General features: G+C 48.5%; 18 protein-coding genes. 13 read left to right on the top strand and 5 right to left on the bottom strand.

The window, feature by feature from the left end; genetic code table 11:
- Positions 1–58: 58 nt before the first annotated feature.
- The 6 genes from recO to EPB59_RS01300 all read left to right on the top strand — a co-directional run bounded on the left by recO (position 59) and on the right by EPB59_RS01300 (position 5,134).
- Complete coding sequence (gene recO / locus EPB59_RS01275) at positions 59–784, top strand: DNA repair protein RecO (RefSeq protein ID WP_001279493.1); 726 nt, start codon at positions 59–61, stop codon at positions 782–784.
- A complete protein-coding gene (gene pdxJ, locus EPB59_RS01280) occupies positions 781–1,512 on the top strand; it encodes a pyridoxine 5'-phosphate synthase (RefSeq protein WP_000095367.1) in 732 nt (243 codons plus the stop codon). The genes recO and pdxJ overlap by 4 nt, the downstream gene beginning before the upstream one ends.
- A gap of 3 nt (positions 1,513–1,515) precedes the next feature.
- Entirely contained in the window at positions 1,516–1,896 is a 381-nt protein-coding gene (gene acpS / locus EPB59_RS01285) for a holo-ACP synthase (RefSeq protein WP_055052152.1), read from the top strand.
- A gap of 255 nt (positions 1,897–2,151) precedes the next feature.
- Positions 2,152–3,435: a hypothetical protein gene (locus EPB59_RS01290; RefSeq protein WP_154173166.1), complete on the top strand. Its 1,284-nt coding sequence runs from the start codon at positions 2,152–2,154 to the stop codon at positions 3,433–3,435.
- Between the two features lie 9 nt (positions 3,436–3,444).
- Entirely contained in the window at positions 3,445–3,849 is a 405-nt protein-coding gene (locus tag EPB59_RS01295; RefSeq protein ID WP_081017920.1) for a hypothetical protein, read from the top strand.
- On the top strand, positions 3,842–5,134 hold the full coding sequence (locus EPB59_RS01300) for a diguanylate cyclase domain-containing protein (protein ID WP_055052154.1): 1,293 nt from the start codon (positions 3,842–3,844) through the stop codon (positions 5,132–5,134). Before EPB59_RS01295 ends, EPB59_RS01300 begins: the two co-directional genes overlap by 8 nt.
- On the opposite strand, the gene barA is transcribed toward EPB59_RS01300, so the two are convergent.
- Entirely contained in the window at positions 5,122–7,899 is a 2,778-nt protein-coding gene (barA, locus tag EPB59_RS01305) for a two-component sensor histidine kinase BarA (protein ID WP_154171370.1), read from the bottom strand. The genes EPB59_RS01300 and barA overlap by 13 nt on opposite strands.
- Positions 7,900–8,071: 172 nt before the next feature.
- Here barA and rlmD point away from each other — a divergent pair, with 172 nt between their 5' ends.
- From rlmD to eno, 5 genes are all read left to right on the top strand, one after another.
- Positions 8,072–9,394 (top strand): 23S rRNA (uracil(1939)-C(5))-methyltransferase RlmD, encoded by a 1,323-nt coding sequence (gene rlmD, locus EPB59_RS01310; RefSeq protein WP_154171371.1) that lies wholly within the window; start codon positions 8,072–8,074, stop codon positions 9,392–9,394.
- A 63-nt stretch (positions 9,395–9,457) separates the two neighbouring features.
- Positions 9,458–11,674, top strand: a complete 2,217-nt coding sequence (gene relA / locus EPB59_RS01315; RefSeq protein WP_055052157.1) for a GTP diphosphokinase — start codon at positions 9,458–9,460, stop codon at positions 11,672–11,674.
- Between the two features lie 99 nt (positions 11,675–11,773).
- Positions 11,774–12,586 (top strand): nucleoside triphosphate pyrophosphohydrolase, encoded by an 813-nt coding sequence (gene mazG, locus EPB59_RS01320; protein WP_154171372.1) that lies wholly within the window; start codon positions 11,774–11,776, stop codon positions 12,584–12,586.
- Positions 12,587–12,863: 277 nt separating this feature from the next.
- Positions 12,864–14,501 (top strand): CTP synthase, encoded by a 1,638-nt coding sequence (locus tag EPB59_RS01325; RefSeq protein ID WP_000210849.1) that lies wholly within the window; start codon positions 12,864–12,866, stop codon positions 14,499–14,501.
- Between the two features lie 78 nt (positions 14,502–14,579).
- Positions 14,580–15,881 carry a phosphopyruvate hydratase gene (eno, locus tag EPB59_RS01330; RefSeq protein WP_000036738.1) on the top strand — a complete coding sequence of 434 codons (1,302 nt, stop codon included), beginning with the start codon at positions 14,580–14,582 and terminating at the stop codon, positions 15,879–15,881.
- A gap of 101 nt (positions 15,882–15,982) precedes the next feature.
- Here eno and EPB59_RS01335 read toward each other — a convergent pair whose 3' ends face one another.
- Positions 15,983–17,194 carry a multifunctional CCA addition/repair protein gene (locus tag EPB59_RS01335; RefSeq protein ID WP_154171373.1) on the bottom strand — a complete coding sequence of 404 codons (1,212 nt, stop codon included), beginning with the start codon at positions 17,192–17,194 and terminating at the stop codon, positions 15,983–15,985.
- A 92-nt stretch (positions 17,195–17,286) separates the two neighbouring features.
- On the opposite strand from EPB59_RS01335, the gene EPB59_RS01340 reads away from it, so the two are divergent.
- Positions 17,287–18,876, top strand: coding sequence for an ExeA family protein (locus EPB59_RS01340; protein WP_154171374.1), 1,590 nt, complete (start codon positions 17,287–17,289; stop codon positions 18,874–18,876).
- Positions 18,876–19,637: a general secretion pathway protein GspB gene (locus tag EPB59_RS01345; protein ID WP_154171375.1), complete on the top strand. Its 762-nt coding sequence runs from the start codon at positions 18,876–18,878 to the stop codon at positions 19,635–19,637. Before EPB59_RS01340 ends, EPB59_RS01345 begins: the two co-directional genes overlap by 1 nt.
- Before the next feature lie 78 nt (positions 19,638–19,715).
- Here EPB59_RS01345 and EPB59_RS01350 read toward each other — a convergent pair whose 3' ends face one another.
- From EPB59_RS01350 to EPB59_RS01360, 3 genes are all read right to left on the bottom strand, one after another.
- On the bottom strand, positions 19,716–20,324 hold the full coding sequence (locus EPB59_RS01350) for a TIGR04211 family SH3 domain-containing protein (protein ID WP_154171376.1): 609 nt from the start codon (positions 20,322–20,324) through the stop codon (positions 19,716–19,718).
- Between the two features lie 167 nt (positions 20,325–20,491).
- Positions 20,492–21,754, bottom strand: a complete 1,263-nt coding sequence (locus tag EPB59_RS01355; protein WP_055033121.1) for an inorganic phosphate transporter — start codon at positions 21,752–21,754, stop codon at positions 20,492–20,494.
- 147 nt (positions 21,755–21,901) lie between these two features.
- Positions 21,902–22,582: a TIGR00153 family protein gene (locus EPB59_RS01360; RefSeq protein ID WP_055051527.1), complete on the bottom strand. Its 681-nt coding sequence runs from the start codon at positions 22,580–22,582 to the stop codon at positions 21,902–21,904.
- Positions 22,583–22,712: the final 130 nt, after the last annotated feature.

Here is a 22,712-nt window from a genome sequence, read left to right on the forward strand (position 1 = left end):
GGTGACCCAGTTGCCACCTTTTTCATTTATACCTTCAACTGCATGATAGAAAGGGAAAATGTCAGACGGACTGCAACGCTGTTTTGTTCTGCACCGCCGCCCTTACAGTGAATCGAGCTTAATTCTCGATGTGTTCAGTGAGGAGTACGGGCGAGTCACCTTAATGGCCAAAGGTGCGCGCGGAAAACGCTCCAACCTCAAAGGTGCGCTGCAACCTTTCACTCCTTTACTGCTGAAATGGTCGGGCAATGGTTCGATGAAAACGCTGCGCCAAGCCGAACCAATTAGTCTCGGCTTACCGCTTTCCGGCGTCTATCTCTATTCGGCGATGTACATCAACGAGCTGGTGGATCGGGTGTTAATGCCAGAAGTCGCTAGCCCCGGGCTATTCCATGATTATCTGTTTGCGCTCACTGAACTGGCGCAAAGCACTAATCCCGAGCCAGCACTACGTCGCTTTGAACTCGCTTTGCTTGCCGCGATGGGCTACGGCGTGGATTTTCTGCATTGTGCTGGTACGGGCGAACCAGTTTCACCAGACATGACCTATCGCTATCGTGAGCAAAAAGGCTTTATTGCCTCGGTACGCCGCGATAATCTCACCTTTCTCGGTAATGAGCTGATTGCGATCAGTGAGCGGCGTTTTACCAGCAAAGAGCAACTGCAAGCGGCAAAACGCTTTACACGTTTAGCCTTAAAGCCGTATCTTGGCGGCAAACCTTTAAAAAGTCGTGAGTTGTTTCGTCAAACAACTCTACCCAGAGCACGGAGTACAGAAGAATGAGCTCAATTTATCTTGGTGTGAACATCGATCACGTGGCTACTTTGCGTAACGCACGCGGCACGCAATATCCCGATCCTGTGCATGCAGCGGAAATAGCTGAACGTGCGGGTGCAGATGGCATCACCATCCATCTGCGTGAAGATCGCCGCCACATTACAGATCGCGATGTGCGTATTTTGCGTGAAACGCTGCAAACGCGTATGAACCTTGAAATGGCTGTGACCGATGAGATGGTTGAGATTGCGCTGCAAACTCAACCAGAATACGTTTGCTTGGTGCCGGAAAAGCGTGAAGAACTGACGACAGAAGGTGGCTTGGACGTACTTGGTCAGCTTGAGCGCGTAAAAGCGGCAACGGAAAAACTCACCGCGGCAGGCATTAAGGTATCTCTGTTTATCGATGCCGATCGCGAGCAAATTGATGCGGCAAAAGCCTGTGGTGCACCATTCATTGAGCTGCATACCGGTCATTATTCGGATGCGAAAAGTGAAGTCGATCAGCAAAATGAGCTAAAAAAAATCGCGGCAGCAGCGGCTTATGCTCACGACTTGGGCATTACGGTGAATGCGGGTCATGGATTGACTTACCACAACGTTGCTGCGATTGCGGCGATCCCTGAAATCTACGAGCTGAACATCGGCCATGCGATCATTGGTCGCGCGGTATTTGATGGTTTAGCGAAAGCCGTCGCCGATATGAAAGCCATCATGGTTGCTGCGCGTCGATAACGTATGATCGTTGGACTCGGCACGGACATCGCTGAAATCGAACGGGTTGAGAAAGCGTTGGCGCGCTCAGGCGAAAGTTTTGCGCGTCGCATTCTTACCGATTCTGAACTAGAGCAATTTCATGCTTCGAAGCAACAAGGGCGCTTTTTAGCTAAACGCTTTGCAGCTAAAGAAGCGGCATCCAAAGCGTTAGGTACCGGAATTGCTCAAGGTGTGACCTTTCACGATTTCACCGTTAGCAACGACGAACTAGGTAAGCCTTTATTGAACTTGAGTGGCAAGGCTGCTCAGTTAGCCGCACAATTGCAGGTGGCGAATATCCATCTTTCCATCTCTGATGAGCGCCATTATGCCATGGCCACCGTGATCCTCGAACGCCGCTAATGCGGCGTTCATACTTTTAGTCATTTCAAATCTTTCATTTTCTGACTATATTTTCCTTACGTGTTTAATTTCCCTCAACGGAAGAATGGGTTTTATACTCTTTGCACCAAATGCGTATTTTTCTATCACCAATCACTAAAATTAAAGCAATTGGGTGATGTCATTCATCATCAATGACGCTCGAAATAGAGAATGTTTCACTAGGTGCGCAGGTTTGCGCTGTGGTGGAAGTAAGGCTTGCTTAGGGATAACCCAATGATACGATGTTTTTTTCAAACACTGCTGATGAGAAGTCTCTTTAGTGTATTTGTTATGACGAGCAATACAGCCTTGGCCGGAGATTGGAGTGTCTCTGGTTATGGTTCGATTGGTTATAGCTATGAAAATGAAGAAAATCTTGGTTTTCTGCGCAATATTTCCCAGCCCAATGAGTATCAGCGTAACGGATCATTTAAGCCAGATTCTAATCTCGGGATCCAGTTTGATTTGCAGTTAAACCCGGAATGGTCGGTGACAGCACAATGGGTGTTGGAAGATCGAGTCGAGCAGCGGTTTGATGATGTCACTGAGCTGGCTTTTGTTCGCTATATGCCTGACGAACACTGGGATCTTCGAATGGGGCGCCTTGGCCTTTATGGATATATCGCCGCTGACAGCCGGCGAATTGACTACGCGCACCTGTGGGTACGTCCTCCCCAAGAGTTTTATGGTGGTATTTTTTACGATTCTATCGACGGGGTCGATGTGACCTACCGCAGCTCATTTGACGATATAACCTGGTCTCTAGGTGCCCAATATGGCCGAATTAAGCAGAAACTGCAAAATACCGCTTCCAGTGAAGTTTCAGGGTCTCAATCTGATCAAACGTTAGTTTTAGTGTTTGCACTCGAACAGGAGCGTTGGTTTGGACGCCTTTCTTATGTACATGTAGGGAAATTAAAAGTTGACCTAGATGGTAACTCTTTACTTGGTGTGCAAGTCGTCAATCAATTAGCTCAAGCAGGGTTGGGGGCGATCAGTTCTGAAGCAAAGCAGTTGGTTGAGCAGATTAATTTAAAAGCTGAAACGATTGAGTATTGGCAATTCGGCGGAGGATACCGAGGTGAAAAGTGGTCATTTCAATCAGAAATTTTTACTATTTTAGGGAATAAAGCGGTTGTGCCTGAAGGTGTTGGTGGCTATGCGATGGCCGGATATACGCTAGGAAGCGTGACGCCTTACGTTATCTACGGCAAATTTAACCCCAGAAAATCGCCTTACCAAGCTCAATCGGATTGGGGGCTATCATCGGTGAATGGCGCCCAATTGGCGGAAGTTCAAAAATGGTTAATTGGAGGAATTAATTCTACTTATATCGATCAGCAAACGTATTCATTCGGAGTTCGCTGGGATGTGAGTTCACAAGTTGCTTTGAAAGCACAATATGATTACACCCAGATCGCCGATAATGGTTATGGCTTATGGTCGATACCCTTAGAAGAACATACTCAAGGACGCGATGTGAGTCTCTTTTCGTTAAGCGTCAATTTTGTATTTTAGGAGGACTGAATGAAATATTGGTTACTCCTAGTTATATTGCTATCGCCATTGGCATCTGCGGAATTGTATGTTGTTGCAGGCCAAGAAAGCCCCGTTTCTGCCATTACCAAAGAAGAGCTCTCCGCATTATATCTTGGGCGCAATAGAGTGGTGGGTAATACATACATTAATCAGATATTGGATCGTAGTGGTGAAGTTCGCCAACGATTTTTCTTTCAGGTAACCAATATGCAAGAAAGCCAGATTAATGCGTATTGGGCGAAGTTAAAGTTTTCAGGACGGCTTCGTGCTCCGGAGTCTGTTCCCAGTGATCAAGAGTTGGCGACGAAACTTGAGGCTAACCCATTCTCGATTGGTTACATGGCTCAGCCGCCAGATGAAGCATTAAAAGTGCTATTGGTGATTTATGACTGATCAAACGCGAACATCTCCTCTGGTTAATCGTTTATTGAAGATGATTTCGCTGTGCGCACTTGCTTATTTGTTGATCATTCTTGCGGTGATTATTCCACGAGGTATGCACATTGTTGAATTGCAAAAGCAAGAGCTTGAAGAAAAGCTGGCGCTCTCTCTGAGCAACTCGGCGGCGATTGCTCTGTACGTGAATAACTACGATATCGCCTCTGAGGTGATGGATGCCCTGTTGCTGCATAAAGAGATCAATGCCGTCAAACTAGCGAGTGTGGATGGGATTGTCTTTGAACGAACCAGTATTCCCCAGCTCCTCAAGGAGCATGATATTTGGGAGGATGCTAACCGTTACCGTTTGGTTTCGCCTGTTGATGGTAATTTAATTGGTTACTTGATGCTTCATGAGGATCATCAAGTGATAAGGCAGCAGGCGACGAGCAAAATTCTCGATCAAATTGCCGTGGTGTTGATCCAGTTTTTAGTCACCTTTGTCGCGCTAATTTGGATAGTACGCCGTTTAGTGGGTAAGCCATTAACTGAGCTTTATGAGGCATTATCGGAAGTGCGTCCAGATCATGATCGTAAAGTCTCGGTGGCTCAGGAAAATAAGCATAATGAGATCGGTTTGGTGGCCAAAAGTATCAATGAGTTTATTGATGCATCCCATCAGGCCCTGATCCGTGAGCGCGAATTACGCCAACAGATTGAGCGTTGGGAAAGTTATTACCGAACCATTGCTGAGCAAGATACGTTGACTGGGCTCAAAAATCGGTTGGGGTGTGAAAAGTACGTGCTGAATAAAAAACGCGTCAGTTGCACTATGGTGTTGCTACTTATCGACTTAGATGGTTTTAAACAGGTGAATGATACGTTAGGACATGGAGCTGGTGACGATGTATTGCGTGAAATCGCTAAACGCTTTTTGGCTCTTGCGCAGGCTCACTTTGTCGATTCTGTCGTCGGCCGACTCGGTGGGGATGAGTTTGCGATTTATATTCCACTCGACGTTTATGATCAGGCGCCAGTTGAAGCTCTTGCTGCCGATTTGATCAACGCCTCTGGTACGCCGATCGTATTGGGTAAACAGAGTGCTCAAGTTGGGTGCAGTATTGGCATCAGTCATATGGACTGTGTGCACATCGACTTAGAAAAACTGCTTTTACAAGCGGATAAGGCAATGTATTGGGTCAAACATCGAGGTAAGCATGGCTATCATGTTTATGTGATGGGGCAAGAGGTGCATTCTTTACCCCATCAGCAAAACATGAAACACGATCAATCCAGATAATCAGCGGCTGCCTTGATAACTTTCACCATCTCATCTTGCAACTCAAAGAGCTCCGGTTCCAACTCGTCTATGGCAGCTCCGCTACGCAGTGCTTGCTCCAAACTCGCGCAGACTTTACGGAGCCTTGGTACACCGCTGTATGAACAACTGCCGTGCAGTTTGTGGATATGATGCAATAAGTCGCTCGTGGCGTACTCTTCATCTTCTAAAGCCATGTTGACGACCGTTTCGACCTCCTGCAAATAATTGACCAGCATGGTCAGCATTTCTTTAGCAAGATCTTCTTTGTTGGCCGATTGGCGTAATGCGGCTGACCAATCAATGATCGCATCATCCTGCTCTGCAGTATGCAAAGCATTTTGTACTGCGGCACCATCTGGCAGAGAAATTTTTGCCACCTGTTTACTGCGCGTGTGTGGGCTCCAATGTACCAACACTTGTTGCAAAATATGCTCTTCAATCGGTTTAGTGAGGTAGTCGTCCATGCCCGCTTTCAGGAGGCGATCTCGTTCGCCTGCCATGGCATGAGCCGTGACGGCAATGACAGGAGTGTCTTGATAGCCATGTAACTGTTTAATCGATTTACATGCGGTTACCCCATCCATATGTGGCATTTGAATGTCCATCAAGATGATATCGAAGTGGCGATTCTGTGCTTGTTCTATCGCTTCTTGGCCACTGGCGCAGGCGATCACGCATTCAACTCGCTCTTGAAGCAATGCTGTAATCAGTTTTAGGTTGGCAGGGTTATCATCGACCGCCATAACACACAGCGGCAACTTATCGGCTTGCGGTTTAGACTGTGCAGAATGGAGTGAGAGTGGTTGTTGCGCGGCCAACGTTTGCAGCAGCTTTTTGCGTGAAAGCGGTTTACTGATGCATTTCACCGGATATTGTTGCATCAATAGATCGGCCAACGCCAGTTCGGTACTCGGTACACCGACAATCACGTTATGTGTCATGGCGAGCGCACGCTTAACCCAAAGTTCGACCATCGCATAGTTGGTTTCTTTACTTGGTGCTAGGTTGAGTAGTACATAGTCGTAACTTTGTTCCTCTTCCGGTATCGCGGAGCGATAAGTCACGTCTAACCCGCTTTGTACTAGCGTTTGTTGCACAATTGCCGCCGCTTGCATGTTAGGTTCAATCAACAACAGATGACGATGGTTGAGTCGTTGAGCATCATAACCATCATTGACGGGTAACTCTGTCGTGTGCAAACGCAGAGTAAACCAGAAGGTTGAACCTTGGTGTAAGCGACTAGTGAGGCTGATTTCGCCCCCCATGTGGCTAACCAGTTTTTGGGTGATCACTAGCCCTAACCCTGTGCCGCCATAGCGGCGAGAAATGCTGGCATCCGCTTGACTAAAGGCTTGGAATAATTGGGCTTGTTGGCGCTCTGAGATACCGATGCCTGTATCGCGCACCATAAATTGCAGGTCTATCACGTCATCGCGCAGTGAGCGCATTTCCACGCTGACATCAATGTTGCCGCGCTCGGTAAACTTAATCGAGTTGCCGACTAAGTTAGTCAATACCTGTTGAATACGCAGTGGATCGCCCACTACGCCGCGCGGAATTTTCGGGTCAATTTTGAGGGTGATTTCTAACCCTTTCTCATGGGCGCTGGTGGCTTGTAAGTTAACCACTTCCTCTAGAATATCTTGGAATTCAAACGGAATATTCTCTAACGCCAGTTTTCCAGCCTCAAGTTTAGAGAAGTCTAGAATGTCATTAATGATCGTTAGAAGATTGTTGGCAGACTTTTCAATGGTTTGCAGGTAATCCGTTTGGCTGTTGGTGAGCTGGGTTTTTAGCATTTGTCGAGTAAAACCAATTACACCATTCAGTGGGGTTCGCAGCTCATGGGACATGTTAGCCAAAAACTCAGATTTCACCCGTGCTGCTTCTTGCGCTCGTTTTTTGGCAATGTCGAGTTCCACGTTCTGAATCTCTAACTGTTCCAAGGTTTCCCGCAAATCAGAAGTGGCTTGGTCAATACTGTGCTGCATCTCGACATGGTATTCCGAGAGCGACACCGCCATCGCGTTGATGCCTTTTTTTAGCGCATCCAACTCGCCGTGCATTTTGCCTTCAATACGTACATCTAAATGGCCGCGCCGGATGCGATCCACCATGTTTTTCATGTGTGTGATGGGGCGAGTGACATCGTGCATCAAACGAAATGCGAACACACCTGAGAGCAAAACCCCAATCACCAACACTAAGCCCGCCGAGAAAATTTCCTGATATTGCTGTAGGCGCAAAGAGGAGAGATCAAGTTCGATGGCGATATAGCCCATGACGGGGGTCGCTGGGTTGGCATCACCGTTTTCGAGTAAAGTCCGTTCTGAGACAATCGGTGTGCGCAAAATCAAGGTGTTTTCATCAATCACCGAACTGCTCAAAAAGGGGATAGGTTTATCCTTGGGATACATGAGTTTTTCGAAATTGGGGTGAAAGTTGGAAGTGACAAACAACTCGTGGTTGCCATCAAATACCGCAATGCTGCGAACTAATTTAGAATTTTTCCGATGTGCATAGCTAATGATGCGCCGCACCGATTCGCGGCTTTGCATGCGTAGCGCATCTTCACTGGCGATCGCCAGTGGTTCGATGATGCTAGCCCCTGAGTTGATCACTTGGTTTTCTAAGTCGTGATAACGGTTAAAAGAGAACAGTGCGCTAAGCAGCAGGCCAATAATCAGGGTTGGAGCCAGAGTGAGCGTCACAACGCGGGCGCGCAAGCCATATCTTTGAGTCATTATTGTCTAAACATTGTGGTGTGGATATGGGAAAATACCCCCGCACAAATCGGATTGCGTGGGGAAACATTGGCGTTAGCTTAATCAACTCCCTGACCTTCGACAATCACCCCCGTGCAGAATAGTGATGCCGGGGCAAAAACAATTCTACTCCAACACTTGAGCACAAAGCATGGCACGTTTCTTTCAACCGAAAAAGCACAGCACGTTAGACAAAAAGCATCAACCGGTCACCATTGAACGGTTGGATCACCAAGGCAGCGGACTGGCCTTTTTGCAGAAGAAACCGTTGTTTGTCGATGGCGCTTTGCCGGGTGAAGAGGTGCTGATCCAGCTCACCGAAAGCAAAAGTAAATATGCGCGTGGGCAGTTGATTAAGGTGCTCAAGCCTAGTTCTGAGCGCGTTACCCCTTTCTGTGCACATTACGCGCAGTGTGGTGGCTGCGATTTACAGCATCTTGACCGAGCCGGTCAAATTAACCACAAGCAGCAGGCGTTAAGTCAATTAATGGTGAAGTTTGCAGGGCAGAGCCTTGCCCTGTCTGCGCCAGTTTGTTCTGATGATCAAGGCTATCGCCGCCGAGCAAGATTAAGCTTGATGTGGGATAAGAAAGCCCAGCAACTGCAGTTTGGTTTTCGCCGTAAGCAGAGCAAAGCGATTGTCAACGTAACACATTGCCCTGTACTAGAGCCGAGTTTGAATGCGCTCTTGCCGGAATTGAATACCTTGTTGAGCCAATGGAGCCAACCTGAGCAGTTGGGGCATGTGGAATTGGTGAAAGGCGATAATGCGCGAGTATTGGCGCTGCGTCATGTCGGTGCGTTGACTGAACAAGATCAGCAGCGTTTAACTGACTTTGCCTCGCAAAACCAACTAACCTTATACCTAACATTGGAAGCCGGCGCGTTGCAACACGTACAAGGTGAACCGCCTTACTGTGAAGAAACCGGTAGCCGTCTAAGCTTCTTGCCGAGCCACTTTATTCAAGTGAACCGCGCGGTGAATAAGCAAATGGTCGAGCAAGCACTCAACTGGCTTGAGGTGAATGAACAGGATCGCGTGCTTGATCTGTTTTGTGGCTTAGGGAATTTCACTCTGCCGTTAGCAAAACAAGCGCAACAAGTGGTGGGCGTAGAAGGCGTGGAAGAGATGGTGCAGCACGCTACTCACAATGCGAAATTGAACCAAATCAACAATGTGACGTTTTATCAGGCCAATTTGGAACAAGATATGACAACCGCCTCATGGGCGCAGCAGAAATTTGCTAAAGTACTGCTCGACCCCGCCCGTGCAGGTGCAGAAGGGATTGTGGAACAACTGGCTGCGTTAGGAGCGGAACGGGTGGTGTATGTGTCGTGTAACCCTGCGACACTGGCTCGTGATAGCCAAAGCTTGCTGAGCCAAGGATTTTGCTTAGAGAAACTGGGCATGCTGGATATGTTCCCGCACACCAGTCACCTTGAATCCATGGCTTTATTTGTGAAAAAACGCTAGCGACTGAACTCTTCATTTCAGCGTCAGTCGAAGGCTAAAAATACAATTATTAGGACGATATCAATGGTTGCGGTACGAAGCGCACACTTAAACCCAGACCAACAGTTTGAGCTAGAAACATGGATAGCCAGCCTTGCCCAAGAGGGTAAAACGGCCGCTAAATTGACCGCAGTGTACCGTGAGTGTGAGCAGTTGCTTGCTGGTAATCCTCAAGGACCACTGCTGTTGTGGCGTGGGCGGGAAATGATCGAAATTTTGATCACTTTATCTATGGATCGCCCAACGCTGGTGGCCGCTTTGCTATTTCCCATCGCCACCAGTGGCGTGTTGGATAATGAGTCACTCGAAGAGAGTTATGGCAGAGAAGTGCTCAAACTGATCCTCGGCGTGGAAGAGATGGCAGCCATCGGTCAGCTCAATGTGACCATGCATGGCAGTGAAGCCTCAGCGCAAGTGGATAACGTGCGCCGCATGCTACTCGCGATGGTGGATGATTTCCGCTGCGTGGTCATTAAGCTTGCTGAGCGGATCTGTAACCTGCGTGAAGTGAAAAATGAGCCGGATGAAGTGCGCCGCATCGCCGCGAAAGAGTGTGCCAACATTTACGCACCACTGGCGAACCGTCTAGGCATTGGTCAGCTCAAATGGGAAATTGAAGACTACGCGTTCCGTTACCAACAACCGGATACCTATAAACAGATTGCCAAACAGCTTTCTGAGCGCCGTATTGTGCGTGAGCAGTACATCCGTGATTTTGTCAGCGATCTGCGTGCTGAGATGAAACAACTGGGCATCAACGCCGAAGTCAGCGGTCGCCCGAAACACATCTACAGCATCTGGCGCAAAATGCAGAAAAAGAGCCTCGCTTTTGATGAGTTGTTTGATGTGCGCGCGGTGCGGATTATTGCCGACAAGCTGCAAGACTGTTATGCCGCGCTTGGCATTGTGCATACCAAGTACAAACATTTGCCGAACGAGTTTGATGACTACGTGGCAAACCCGAAGCCGAACGGCTATCAGTCAATCCATACCGTGATTTTGGGGCCAGAAGGCAAAACCATCGAAATCCAGATCCGTACCAAGCAGATGCACGAAGAGTCAGAGCTTGGGGTGGCGGCACACTGGAAATACAAAGAAGGCAGCAGCGCTGGCCGCAGTGGTTACGATGAGAAGATCACTTGGCTGCGTAAACTGCTTGATTGGCAAGAAGAGATGTCCGATTCGGGCGAGATGCTCGATGAGCTGCGTAGCCAAGTGTTTGATGATCGCGTCTACGCCTTTACCCCGAAAGGCGATGTGGTCGACTTGCCGATGGGTGCCACACCGCTCGATTTTGCCTACCACATTCACTCCGAAGTGGGGCATCGCTGTATTGGTGCCAAAGTCGCAGGGCGCATCGTGCCGTTTACCCATAAATTGCAGATGGGCGATCAGGTTGAAATCATTACCGCCAAAGAGCCCAATCCTTCGCGTGATTGGTTAAACCCATCGCTTGGGTTTGTTCACTCAGGTCGTGCACGCGCCAAGATCAATGCTTGGTTCCGCAAGCAAAGCCGCGAGAAAAACCTCGAAGCGGGGCGTGAAATTCTCGAAATCGAATTAGCCAAAGTGGGCGCCAATCTGAAACATGCCGAGGCATATGCACTTAAGCGCTTCAACGTTAACAGTGTCGATGAGATGTATGTCGGTATCGGCAGTGGCGATCTGCGTATTAACCAAATTGTTAATCATATCAATGCGTTAGTAAATAAACCGACCGCTGAGGAAGAAGATAAGCTCGCGCTGGAAAAACTGCAGGAAAACAAAGCCCTAACGCCGAATCGCCCGCATAAAGATGCGGTGGTGGTGGAAGGGGTCGATAACCTGATGACTCACCTTGCGCGTTGCTGTCAGCCAATTCCTGGTGATGAGATCCGTGGCTACATTACTCAAGGTCGCGGCATTTCAGTACATCGTAGCGACTGTGAACAGTTGGAAGAGTTGAGCCACCATGCACCAGAGCGGATCATTGATACCGTGTGGGGCGGCGGTTTTGTGGGTTCTTACCTGTTGACCGTGCGCGTGGAAGCGATGGAGCGCAGTGGCTTATTGAAAGACATCACCACCTTGCTGGCCAATGAAAAAGTCAAAGTGGCGAGCATGAAGAGCCGCTCCGACTACAAACGACAAATCATCATCATGGATTTCGATCTTGAGGTGAACAACGTTGAAGCCTTAGCGCGAGTCTCCAAACGCATCGAGCAGATCAAAGATGTTATGTTGGTCAAACGCTTAGGGTAAATCCAACGCAAACAGCGAGGTGTGAAGTGAAAACTTCCACCTCGTTGCTTTTTCAACTTCAATAAGTTTAGGCGCTCAATGCCTGATGTGAGGAAAACCATGTCACACCCGATTGAACAACTCGAACAGATCATGAACCGCCTGCGAGACCCAGAGCTAGGCTGCCCGTGGGATAAAGAGCAAACCTTTGACACCATTGCGCCATACACCATTGAAGAAACCTTTGAAGTGGTGGATGCCATCACCCAGCGCGATTGGCCTAACCTGCGTGAAGAGTTGGGGGATTTGCTATTTCAGGTAATTTTCTACAGCCAAATGGCCAAAGAACAAGGCCTGTTTGAGTTTCGTGATGTGGTGGATACAGTCAATGAGAAGCTGACGCGCCGTCATCCTCATGTATTTGGAGATGTGACCTTTGAAAATGACGAGCAAATTCACGCCAATTGGGAGGCAGAAAAAGCCAAAGAAAAAGCGCAAGCAGGCAAAAATGAGCAGAGTATTCTAGACTCTGTACCACGTTCATTGCCCGCGTTATCGCGTGCTCACAAGATCCAGAAAAAGTGCGCCAAATACGGATTTGATTGGGACAGCTTAGGTCCGGTTGTCGACAAAGTGCACGAAGAAGTCTCAGAAGTGATGGAAGAAGCGCTGCAAGTGGATGTGGATACGCAAAAAGTAGAAGAAGAGTTAGGCGATTTATTGTTCGCTACCGTCAATTTAGTGCGCCATTTAGGGCATGACCCTGAAATGGCTCTGAGCAAAGCCAACGCCAAATTTGTGCGCCGCTTTCAAGGTGTTGAAAACAAAGCGAGAGCGAAAAATAAGCCACTCCAAGACTTTACTTTGGCTGAGTTGGACGCGTTTTGGGATCAGGTAAAACTTGAAGAAAAACAGGCGATAAAGTCGTTTTAATCGCTGAGCATTAAAAAACAAAGCAAACTCATTGATGAGCTTACTGGTTGATTAAACTGCTAATTTCTCAATTGCTGAAAAAGAGTCCCGTTTGGGACAAAATTGACTCAGATAATGTGCCGCTTGTGTGGTTCGCTTCAATTTGGTTTGATTTGAAGCAAAAAATAAAAAATTGAGTGTGATAGATTTCACGTTGTGGCAATGGGGGCCTTCTGGTATAGTTTTGTCCCGTCCAGAAGAAATCCATTTCCCTCATTCAACCATTTTCAGGTTAAACATGACGACAAATTATATTTTTGTTACTGGCGGGGTTGTATCCTCTCTAGGTAAAGGTATTGCAGCGGCATCCCTTGCAGCGATTCTCGAAGCTCGTGGTCTTAAAGTGACCATGATGAAGCTTGACCCTTACATCAACGTTGACCCAGGCACAATGAGCCCAACTCAACACGGTGAAGTGTTCGTTACGGAAGATGGCGCGGAAACTGACCTAGACCTTGGTCACTACGAGCGTTTCATTCGTACCAAAATGACCAAGCGCAACAACTTCACTGCAGGTCGTGTTTACGCTGACGTACTGCGCAAAGAGCGTCGCGGCGACTACCTAGGTGCAACCATTCAGGTTATCCCTCATATCACGAACGCGATCAAAGATCGTGTGATTGCAGGCTCAGAAGGCCACGACATCGCTATCGTTGAAGTTGGCGGTACAGTAGGTGATATCGAATCACTGCCATTCATGGAAGCGATCCGTCAGCTAGCAATCGAAGTGGGCCGTGAAAACGCCATGTTCATGCACCTGACGCTGGTTCCTTACCTAGCGGCAGCGGGCGAAGTGAAAACGAAGCCAACCCAACACTCGGTAAAAGAACTGCTTTCAATCGGTATTCAGCCAGACATTCTGGTTTGCCGTAGCGATCGTATGATCCCAGCGAACGAGCGTAAGAAGATCGCTCTGTTCTGTAACGTGCCTGAAAAAGCCGTTATCTCTATGAAAGACGTGGATTCTATCTACAAGATCCCACAACTGATCCGTTCTCAAGGTTTGGATGATTTGGTGTGTGCACGTTTTGGCATTAACGCGCCAGAAGCGGATCTGTCTGAATGGGAACAGGTTATCTATGAAGAAGCGAACCCAACCGGTGAAGTGACTATCGGTATGGTCGGTAAGTACATTGAACTGCCAGATGCTTACAAGTCGGTTAACGAAGCGCTGAAACACGCGGGTCTGAAAAACCGTCTGAGCGTGACCATCAAATACGTGGATTCACAAGACGTTGAAACCAAAGGCACCGATGTGCTGAATGGTCTGGATGCTATTTTGGTGCCGGGTGGTTTTGGCGATCGTGGTATCGAAGGCAAAATCCGTGCAGCTCAGTATGCACGTGAAAACAAAATTCCTTACCTTGGCATCTGCTTGGGTATGCAAGTGGCACTGATCGAATACGCACGCAACGTAGCGGGTATGGAAGGTGCACACTCAACCGAATTCAATAAAAACACCAAATACCCAGTGGTTGGTTTGATCACTGAATGGGTAGATGGTGAAGGCAATGTCGAAGAGCGTAGCGAGAAATCAGATCTGGGCGGCACTATGCGTCTAGGTTCACAGCTATGCCACCTTGAAAAAGGTACTAAGGCGTACGAAATGTACGGTAGCGCAACGATCCATGAACGTCATCGCCACCGTTACGAAGTCAACAACCTGCTGCGTCCTCAGATTGAAAAAGCAGGTTTGAAGGTTTCTGGTCTGTCAGCAGATAAGAAGCTGGTTGAAGTGATTGAGAACCCTGCTCACCCATGGTTTGTAGCAGCGCAGTTCCACCCAGAGTTCACCTCAACCCCACGCGATGGTCACCCTCTGTTTGCTGGTTTTGTGAAAGCAGCAGGTCAGTACCAACGCGGTGAATTGAAGTAAAAGGATACGGGTAGCCACTCTAGCAGTGTGGCTACCCTTTTAGTTTTGACATTTAAATTCAATTGAGAGGAAACATTAATGTCTAAGATCGTTAAAGTTCTAGGTCGTGAAATCATCGACTCACGTGGTAACCCAACGGTAGAAGCAGAAGTTCATCTAGAAGGTGGTTTCGTTGGTATGGCAGCAGCTCCATCTGGTGCTTCTACTGGTTCTCGTGAAGCGCTTGAACTGCGTGACGGTGACAAGTCTCGTTTCCTAGGTAAAGGCGTTCTGAAAGCGCTGGCTGCGGTTAATGGTCCAATCGCAGACGCTCTGGTTGGCAAAGATGCAAAAGATCAAGCAACTATTGACCAAATCATGATCGACCTAGACGGTACTGAGAACAAGTCAAACTTCGGTGCAAACGCGATTCTGGCGGTTTCTCTAGCAAACGCGAAAGCAGCAGCGGCAGCAAAAGGCATGCCTCTGTTTGAGCACATCGCTGAGCTGAACGGCACTCCTGGCGTATTCTCAATGCCTCTACCAATGATGAACATCATCAACGGTGGTGAGCACGCTGACAACAACGTAGACATCCAAGAGTTCATGATCCAACCAGTTGGCGCAAAAACTCTGAAAGAAGCAGTACGTATGGGCGCAGAAGTGTTCCATAACCTAGCTAAAGTACTGAAGTCTAAAGGCTACAACACTGCAGTGGGTGACGAAGGTGGTTTCGCTCCTAACCTGAAATCTAACGCAGAAGCGCTAGAAGTTATCGCTGAAGCGGTTGCGGCTGCAGGTTACAAACTGGGTACTGACATCACACTAGCGATGGACTGTGCGGCTTCTGAGTTCTACGACGCAGAGAAGAAAGAATACAACCTGAAAGGCGAAGGTCGTATCTTCACTTCTAACGGTTTCTCTGATTTCCTAGAAGAGCTGACTGAGAAGTTCCCAATCGTTTCTATCGAAGACGGTCTGGACGAGTCTGACTGGGAAGGTTTCGCATACCAAACTGAGAAACTGGGTAAGAAAATCCAAATCGTTGGTGACGATCTGTTCGTAACAAACACCAAGATCCTGAAGCGTGGTATCGACAACGGTATCGCTAACTCTATCCTGATCAAGTTCAACCAAATCGGTTCTCTGACTGAAACTCTGGCTGCGATCAAGATGGCAAAAGATGCTGGTTACACTGCAGTTATCTCTCACCGTTCAGGCGAAACTGAAGACGCAACTATCGCTGACCTAGCGGTAGGTACTGCTGCAGGTCAAATCAAGACGGGTTCTATGAGCCGTTCTGACCGTGTTGCTAAGTACAACCAACTGATCCGTATTGAAGAAGCTCTGGGTTCACGTGCTCCTTTCAACGGTCTGAAAGAAGTGAAAGGCCAAGCTTAATTTTAAGCGAGCGCCTTCGCGACTGTTGACGATAACAGTCTCGCGATAAAAAACGCCCTGCATTGCAGGGCGTTTTGCTTTCTACGGTTGCGGGCAATGAACTACAGAGCCTCGATTGCCGATACGCGCCGTTTATCCAACTCTTCTTTGATATGCTTGCCTTGAAAACCATCCGCAATCACGGCTTGAACCTCTACGCCAAGGGCGGCGTGGTAGGCGCGCAGGAAAATCTCACGCTGCGGATACGGCTCACTCTCTAAACCTAAACGGCCACGATGATCCGCTTCACAGCACAGTAGCACTTGCTCAAGACGCTCCGGTTTGCGCCACACATCCAAAAGCCCCAGCACTTTCAGCTTGGTGGCAGGCTTTAACTCGTCGGCACGATGAACATTGGAATGCTGTGCGCACACCGCGAGCGCTAAATCACGAAACTCATTAGGCACGCGAATGCGCTCGCACAATGATTCAATGATGTTAAGCCCGGTATGGCAGTGCAATTTATGGCTTGGCCATTCAGAAGGTGGCGTCACGCCTTTTCCTAAATCATGCACTTGCGCGGCAAAACGCACGGGAAGGGAATCAGAAAGTTGTGCGGCTTGTTTGGCGACCATTAACGTGTGAATACCGGTGTCGATCTCTGGGTGCCATTTTTCCGGTTGTGGCACGCCGAACAAGCGATCGATTTCAGGCAGCACCACCGCCAATGCGCCGCAATCACGTAACACCTGCAAAAACACTTCGGGATGATTCGTCGAGAGCGATTTATGCCACTCTTGCCAAACGCGCTCAGCGGTTAAGTGCTGTAATTCGCCCGATTGCGCAATCTTCGCCATTAACTGCATGGTTTCTTCGGCAACGATGAAACCTAGGTGATGCAGCTTGGCCGCAAAGCGCGCCACGCGCAGCACACGCAAGGGGTCTTCCACAAACGCGGGCGAAACATGGCGCAGCACTTTCGCGGCGAGATCGCGCTGACCGCCATAAGGATCAATAAGTTGTCCAGAGTCATCTTGCGCCATCGCATTGATGGTCAGATCGCGGCGCAGCAGATCGTCTTCCAAAGTCACGTCTGGAGCATAGTGGCAAGCAAAGCCGGTGTAACCCACGCCCGTTTTGCGCTCGGTACGAGCAAGGGCATGTTCTTCTTTACTTTTCGGATGTAAAAACACTGGGAAGTCTTTTCCCACGGCTTGAAAGCCAGCACTGAGCATAGCTTGTGGGCTGCTGCCGACCACCACCCAATCACGGTCATAAACTGGAAGTTGCAGCAATTGATCGCGCACTGCGCCGCCAACGAGGTAAATTTGCATCGTAGAGTCTCAAAAAATTGCGCGAATGGCATTGGCTAATCTTAGTCAGCAATGATACGTTGCACCCACTGCGATGAATAGGGTCAACAAGCATGTATCTGAACTTCTTTGGGTTTGACGAATTACCGTTTTCTATCGTCCCCAATGCGCGCTATCTCTACCTGAGTCAGCGTCATCAGGAAGCCATAGTACACCTGCAAGCCGGATTGGGCGATGGTGGGGGCTTTGCCATGCTCACCGGAGAAGTCGGGACGGGAAAAACCACGGTAGCGCGAGCGATTCTGGCGAGTTTGCCGGGCAAAACGCGCGCGGGGATGATCCTCAACCCCACTTTCTCGGATCTGGAGCTATTGGAAGCGATCTGCGATGAATTTGAGGTCAGCTATCCGAAGAAGGCGACCTTAAAAAAGCTCACCCAAGTGCTGCATGAGTTTTTGTTGGCCGAGCACGCACAAGGCATACAAGTGCTCTTGATGATTGATGAAGCGCAGCATTTGGCTCCCGATGTGTTAGAGCAGCTGCGCCTGCTGACCAATCTAGAAACCGAAAATCATAAGTTGCTCAAAGTGCTGCTGATTGGCCAACCGGAATTGCAAGAGAAGTTGCGAATGCCGCAGTTGCGTCAACTCGCGCAGCGCATTACCGGCCGCTACCACTTACTGCCGCTGAGTGAAGCGCAAAGCACCGACTACATCCGTTTCCGGCTTGAGCAAGCGGGTGGTAATGTCGAGCTGTTTAACCGCAAAGCTTGTCAGTGGATTGCCCAACAAACTCACGGTATTCCGCGCTTAATCAATCTGGTGTGTGATGCCGCTTTAAAGCAGGCTTATCAAGCGGGCGAGCAGGAACTGAGTTTGGACAGAATCAAACGTGCCTGCCAAGAGGTGATGAGCTTTCAATCTTCTGTCTACCAAGTCACACCCACTAAATCACAAACACCGAAGTTATCTTATCTCTCTAGCGCATTAGGCGGTGTTGCCCTTGCCGTGTTACTAGCATGGCAATTACCGCCACAGCTTGAGCGAGCTGTACAAGCCTATTTCCCTGCGCCAGAGATTGTGCCACCAACCGAACAAACGGTATTTCCACAAGCTCTGCGCAGCGCGTTACTTGATGCGACCAGTAGTGAAGATGCTGTAGAAACACTATACGCCGTGTGGGGTTTTCAAGCCTCGGTGATGGATCGATTTTGTCAATCGAAGCCGGATGCTCTGCTCTGGTGTGAGCAGCAAACCGGAGATTGGGCGAGTTTACAAGCGTATGATTTGCCTGCGGTACTGACATTAGTGATTGATGAAGTGCGCACTTATGCTGTGTTGTACCGGTTAAGTGGTGATCATGCAGAACTCTTGGTGGGAGGTCAGCGTTATCGGATTGCGCGCCAATGGCTAGAGCCGTTATGGCGTGGCCAGTATTCGTTGCTTTGGCAGGGCGGTTTTTCTCGAACGTTAAAGCAAGGAATGCGAGGGGATGATGTGGCATTGTTGGAAAGTAAATTGGCGCAAGTATTAGGTGAGCCAGAACGCTCTACCGATATGTTTGATAAGGATATTTCGCGTAAGGTGGAGTTATTTCAACGTTGGCAGAGTATGCATGTTGATGGCATTGCGGGAAAACAAACCCTGCGTCGTTTAGAACTGTTGACTCAGCAGCAAGCGCCGAGTTTGAAGGAGGAGGGCTAATGTCAAAAGTGATGAATGCCTTGAAGCAATCTCAGCAAGAGTATCTGCGGACTCAGCCAGCGACCTATCGCACTTCTACAGAACAAGAACCGAGCTCCTTGACGTCATGGCGTTGGTTGCACTTAATGCTGTGGCTAGTGCCGGGAATCGTTACCGCGGGAGTGATGATTTACCAACGTTATGAACAAGTGCAGCAGGACGTCACAATGCGGCAAACCGAGCCGAGCATTGTGCAGGTTGATGCTCCATTGGAGCGGTTAGCCTATCCAGAATGGGGCGATCTGCAACCCACTTTTGTTGAGCCGGTATTGACGCAAACGAGCCGTGTGGAGGATTCCATTTCCTTTGAGGAAAAAACCGTAACGCCCCCTGCAACTTTAGGTACATCACCGCAACTGGCAGCAAATGACGGTTTAGGCGATCTGGATTTAACCCAGCTCTCTCCCGAATTAGCATTGCGAGTTCAAGCCATCATGCGCGATCAACCGGTGCCAGCCGCTGCTAAGCCGGAGTCTTCTGTGGTGGTGCTCACTCAGCACAGCGATCGTTACCAAGGCCGTTTACCCGCACTGAATTTCCAGATGCATGCCTTTTCCAGTAATGAACAAAAACGCTGGGTGAAAGTAAATGGTGTTGAACACCGTGAAGGGGAGATGTTAGCTCCCGAGGTGAAGTTAGAAAGCATTAAACCGCAAAGCAGTGTGATTCTATTTGCAGGCGAGCAGATAGAAATTCCCGCACTGCATGATTGGAAAGGCTAAGCTACGATAAGATTGAGATATAAAAAAACGGTCACAGACGTGACCGTTTTTTTATATCTTTGTGTCGTAGGGGGCCTATTATGCCCAGCCAGCAGGATGGCGTTTACGACGTGGAATGATATGTGGCAATACAAGACCAAGCAGTAAACCAATACCGGCAACACCACCACCGTAAGTGAAGTATTTCAGTAATAGGTCTTCTTTTTGCGTATCGAGCTTGGCGCGCAGCTCACGAATTTCTGTTTGTGATTCGGTCAACTGCTTACTGATATCGCCATAGCTGCGTTCTAGATCGGCGATTTGTTGATTGCGTAATTCAAGTGATTCCGCTAGCCCAGTTTTTTCACTATCGGCATTTTGACGCGCATTCGCGAGCTGATTCTTCACTTCTGCCAGCTCTTTTTCTAGAGCAGGTAAACGCAATGCAGTGCTGATTTCACGGGTCACAAAACGGCTTTCTACCCAACCTGTACGGCCACGCTCATCGGCAATTTGGCTGTAACCACTCTCTTTGTTCACGTCGAGTAGCTTAACTTTTTCCCCCGCATCAATGCTGCCAAGGATACGGTATTGATTACTTGGGCCTGAATGCATGTAAGTGAAGAGTTTGTCCGCGATGTAGCGGTCTTGCGCGAACGTTGGTGCGGCCAACATGGATAAGAGCACCATGCAGAACAGTTTTTTCACAGTAAATCCCTTAATTTAAAGATAGATTTGGCGATAAGTCTCATAAAGTTTGTGGCAAATAGTATGCAGTTTTGGCAAGCGCTGCAACAAAGAAGGGAGGCAAAGCCTCCCTTTCTGTGCGATTGAGTCAATAATGACAGTTCGCTAACACTACGCTTACGTGTGTTTTAGCCGACAAACACGGCCTGAATTGCGTAGAAGAAAACCACGGCCAGTAGGGCGCCCGCAGGAAGCGTGATAACCCAAGACGCAACGATATTACGTACTACACCAAGGTTCAGTGCGGCAATTCCGCGCGCAAAACCCACACCCAGTACCGCACCCACCAGTGTTTGTGTGGTTGAGATAGGTAGACCCGTGCCTGAAGCCAAAACCACCGTTGAAGCGGTTGCTAACTGAGCGGCAAAACCACGACTTGGAGTCAATTCTGTAATGCCAGTACCGATAGTTGCCATTACTTTGTGACCTAATGTCGCGAGACCCACAACGATACCGAAGCCGCCCAATGGCAGAATCCACCATGCGATAGAGCTTTTCGCGGCCACTTCGCCCATGTGTTCAACGGTTGAAACGACTGCTGACAAAGGACCAATCGCGTTTGCTACGTCGTTTGAGCCGTGAGCAAAAGCCATCGCACATGCGGTGATGACCATCAGTGTGCTGAAAATGCTTTCCACACCTGAAAACCCATGGTCTTCATCGCGATTAGCAAATTTCTTCTGAATGTACAGGTAACCGCCGACCATCACGATGGCAGAAACGACGGCTGACCACATCCAAGCTTCTGGGTTAGTCAGGTGTAAACCCACGTGCTTGAGACCTTTCTTGATCGTAACCAGTGCGATCACCATGGTGGTGATAAACATGTACACAGGTACAAAACGTTTCGCGTTGATCAGCGGCTTTTCCGTATCGAAAATGAGGCTTTGTGCACTAACGAATATGAGATAAGCAAAGAAGCCTGAAATCACCGGAGTAACGATCCAGCTACCGACAATACCTTGTACTGAGCTCCAATCGACCGCTTCCGTGCCAACAGACACACAAGCAAAACCGATGATGGCACCGATGATTGAGTGAGTGGTAGAGACAGGCCAACCCATGTAAGAGGCGACGAGTAGCCAAGTACCTGCAGCCAGCAATGCTGACATCATGCCGTAAATCAGCACATCAGGCTTATCGGCGAAAAGAGAGGTTTCAATAACCCCATTACGGATAGTTTCTGTCACTTCACCACCGGCTAAATAAGCGCCTGCGAATTCAAAAATCATCGCAATAATAATAGCTTGTTTAACGGTGAGCGCTTTTGACCCTACGGAAGTGCCCATTGCATTGGCGACATCATTTGCACCAATACCAATTGCCATCAAGAAACCGAAGACTGCTGCCACAATAATCAAGACGGTGCCGTAGTTCGCAAGGATTTCCATCGTAATACCTAGTTGTTGATAACAAGCGGAGCAACCTTGGCTTGTTTTTGACGCACATAACGACCTTCAGCGTAGAAAATACTCATCGCCTAGCAGGTCGTCATAGTGTGGTTGCTCTTCGTTATTTGGTTAACTTTAACTTTAAATTTAAGAACGAGAGAGCATCAGCTCTAAGCGAGCACCAACGCGCTGCGCTTGGTCGGCAATGCCGCCCATCCATTCCAGAATTTTGTACAAGAACATCACATCGATAGGATTCATTTTCGATTCGATGGCCATCAATTGTTGGCGCAGGCGAATCTGCATGCTATCGGTGTCATCTTCAATCACATCCAGTTGATGGATCATTTCAGCCACGAGAGTTACCTCACGACCTTTGAATCCAGTTTCCAATAACTCGTCGAGCTCGTTGATCACATTCTGCGCTTGGTTAGCCGCGTCTAAACAACGTTTAACGTAAGCGATGAAGTTTTCTTGGAGAGGCTCAGGGATGACAAGCTGACGGCCATATACACGGCCCGCAATGTCTTTGGCGAGGTTTGCGAGTTTATCCTGTTGAGTAAGAAGCTCAAGCATGTCACTACGATCAACAGGCATGAACAAACCGCGAGGAAGTTTAAGACGAATTTCACGCTTTAACACGTCAGCTTCTTTCTCAAGATGAGAAATCTGTGCACGAATTTCACCTGCTTTTTCCCAATCACCCTTGTTACAGACTTCAAAGAAATTGATCAGATGAGAGCAGCATTCATTCACGCACACAACGTGGCGTTGCAAAGGCTTAATCGGGGACTTTGCAAATAACCCCATGATTGTATTTACTGGCATGGTCATTCAACCTAATAGCTATAACCTTGAAATAACATACACCATAATATGGTGAAATGTTGAGCGTTGGCTATAAAGGCGCGCATGTTAACCCAAACATCGTCGCAATAAAACTGTTTTAGATCATGAT

It is taken from the genome of Vibrio metoecus (genome assembly GCF_009665255.1).
Classification (GTDB): domain Bacteria; phylum Pseudomonadota; class Gammaproteobacteria; order Enterobacterales; family Vibrionaceae; genus Vibrio; species Vibrio metoecus_B.

What these genes read in the sequence shown, in the direction of transcription:
- recO (WP_001279493.1), top strand. Translation starts at nt 59, where the DNA reads ATGTCAGACGGACTGCAACGCTGTTTTGTTCTGCACCGCCGCCCTTAC.
- pdxJ (WP_000095367.1), top strand. Translation starts at nt 781, where the DNA reads ATGAGCTCAATTTATCTTGGTGTGAACATCGATCACGTGGCTACTTTG.
- acpS (WP_055052152.1), top strand. Translation starts at nt 1,516, where the DNA reads ATGATCGTTGGACTCGGCACGGACATCGCTGAAATCGAACGGGTTGAG.
- EPB59_RS01290 (WP_154173166.1), top strand. Translation starts at nt 2,152, where the DNA reads ATGATACGATGTTTTTTTCAAACACTGCTGATGAGAAGTCTCTTTAGT.
- EPB59_RS01295 (WP_081017920.1), top strand. Translation starts at nt 3,445, where the DNA reads ATGAAATATTGGTTACTCCTAGTTATATTGCTATCGCCATTGGCATCT.
- EPB59_RS01300 (WP_055052154.1), top strand. Translation starts at nt 3,842, where the DNA reads ATGACTGATCAAACGCGAACATCTCCTCTGGTTAATCGTTTATTGAAG.
- barA (WP_154171370.1), bottom strand. Translation starts at nt 7,899, where the DNA reads ATGACTCAAAGATATGGCTTGCGCGCCCGCGTTGTGACGCTCACTCTG.
- rlmD (WP_154171371.1), top strand. Translation starts at nt 8,072, where the DNA reads ATGGCACGTTTCTTTCAACCGAAAAAGCACAGCACGTTAGACAAAAAG.
- relA (WP_055052157.1), top strand. Translation starts at nt 9,458, where the DNA reads ATGGTTGCGGTACGAAGCGCACACTTAAACCCAGACCAACAGTTTGAG.
- mazG (WP_154171372.1), top strand. Translation starts at nt 11,774, where the DNA reads ATGTCACACCCGATTGAACAACTCGAACAGATCATGAACCGCCTGCGA.
- EPB59_RS01325 (WP_000210849.1), top strand. Translation starts at nt 12,864, where the DNA reads ATGACGACAAATTATATTTTTGTTACTGGCGGGGTTGTATCCTCTCTA.
- eno (WP_000036738.1), top strand. Translation starts at nt 14,580, where the DNA reads ATGTCTAAGATCGTTAAAGTTCTAGGTCGTGAAATCATCGACTCACGT.
- EPB59_RS01335 (WP_154171373.1), bottom strand. Translation starts at nt 17,194, where the DNA reads ATGCAAATTTACCTCGTTGGCGGCGCAGTGCGCGATCAATTGCTGCAA.
- EPB59_RS01340 (WP_154171374.1), top strand. Translation starts at nt 17,287, where the DNA reads ATGTATCTGAACTTCTTTGGGTTTGACGAATTACCGTTTTCTATCGTC.
- EPB59_RS01345 (WP_154171375.1), top strand. Translation starts at nt 18,876, where the DNA reads ATGTCAAAAGTGATGAATGCCTTGAAGCAATCTCAGCAAGAGTATCTG.
- EPB59_RS01355 (WP_055033121.1), bottom strand. Translation starts at nt 21,754, where the DNA reads ATGGAAATCCTTGCGAACTACGGCACCGTCTTGATTATTGTGGCAGCA.
- EPB59_RS01360 (WP_055051527.1), bottom strand. Translation starts at nt 22,582, where the DNA reads ATGCCAGTAAATACAATCATGGGGTTATTTGCAAAGTCCCCGATTAAG.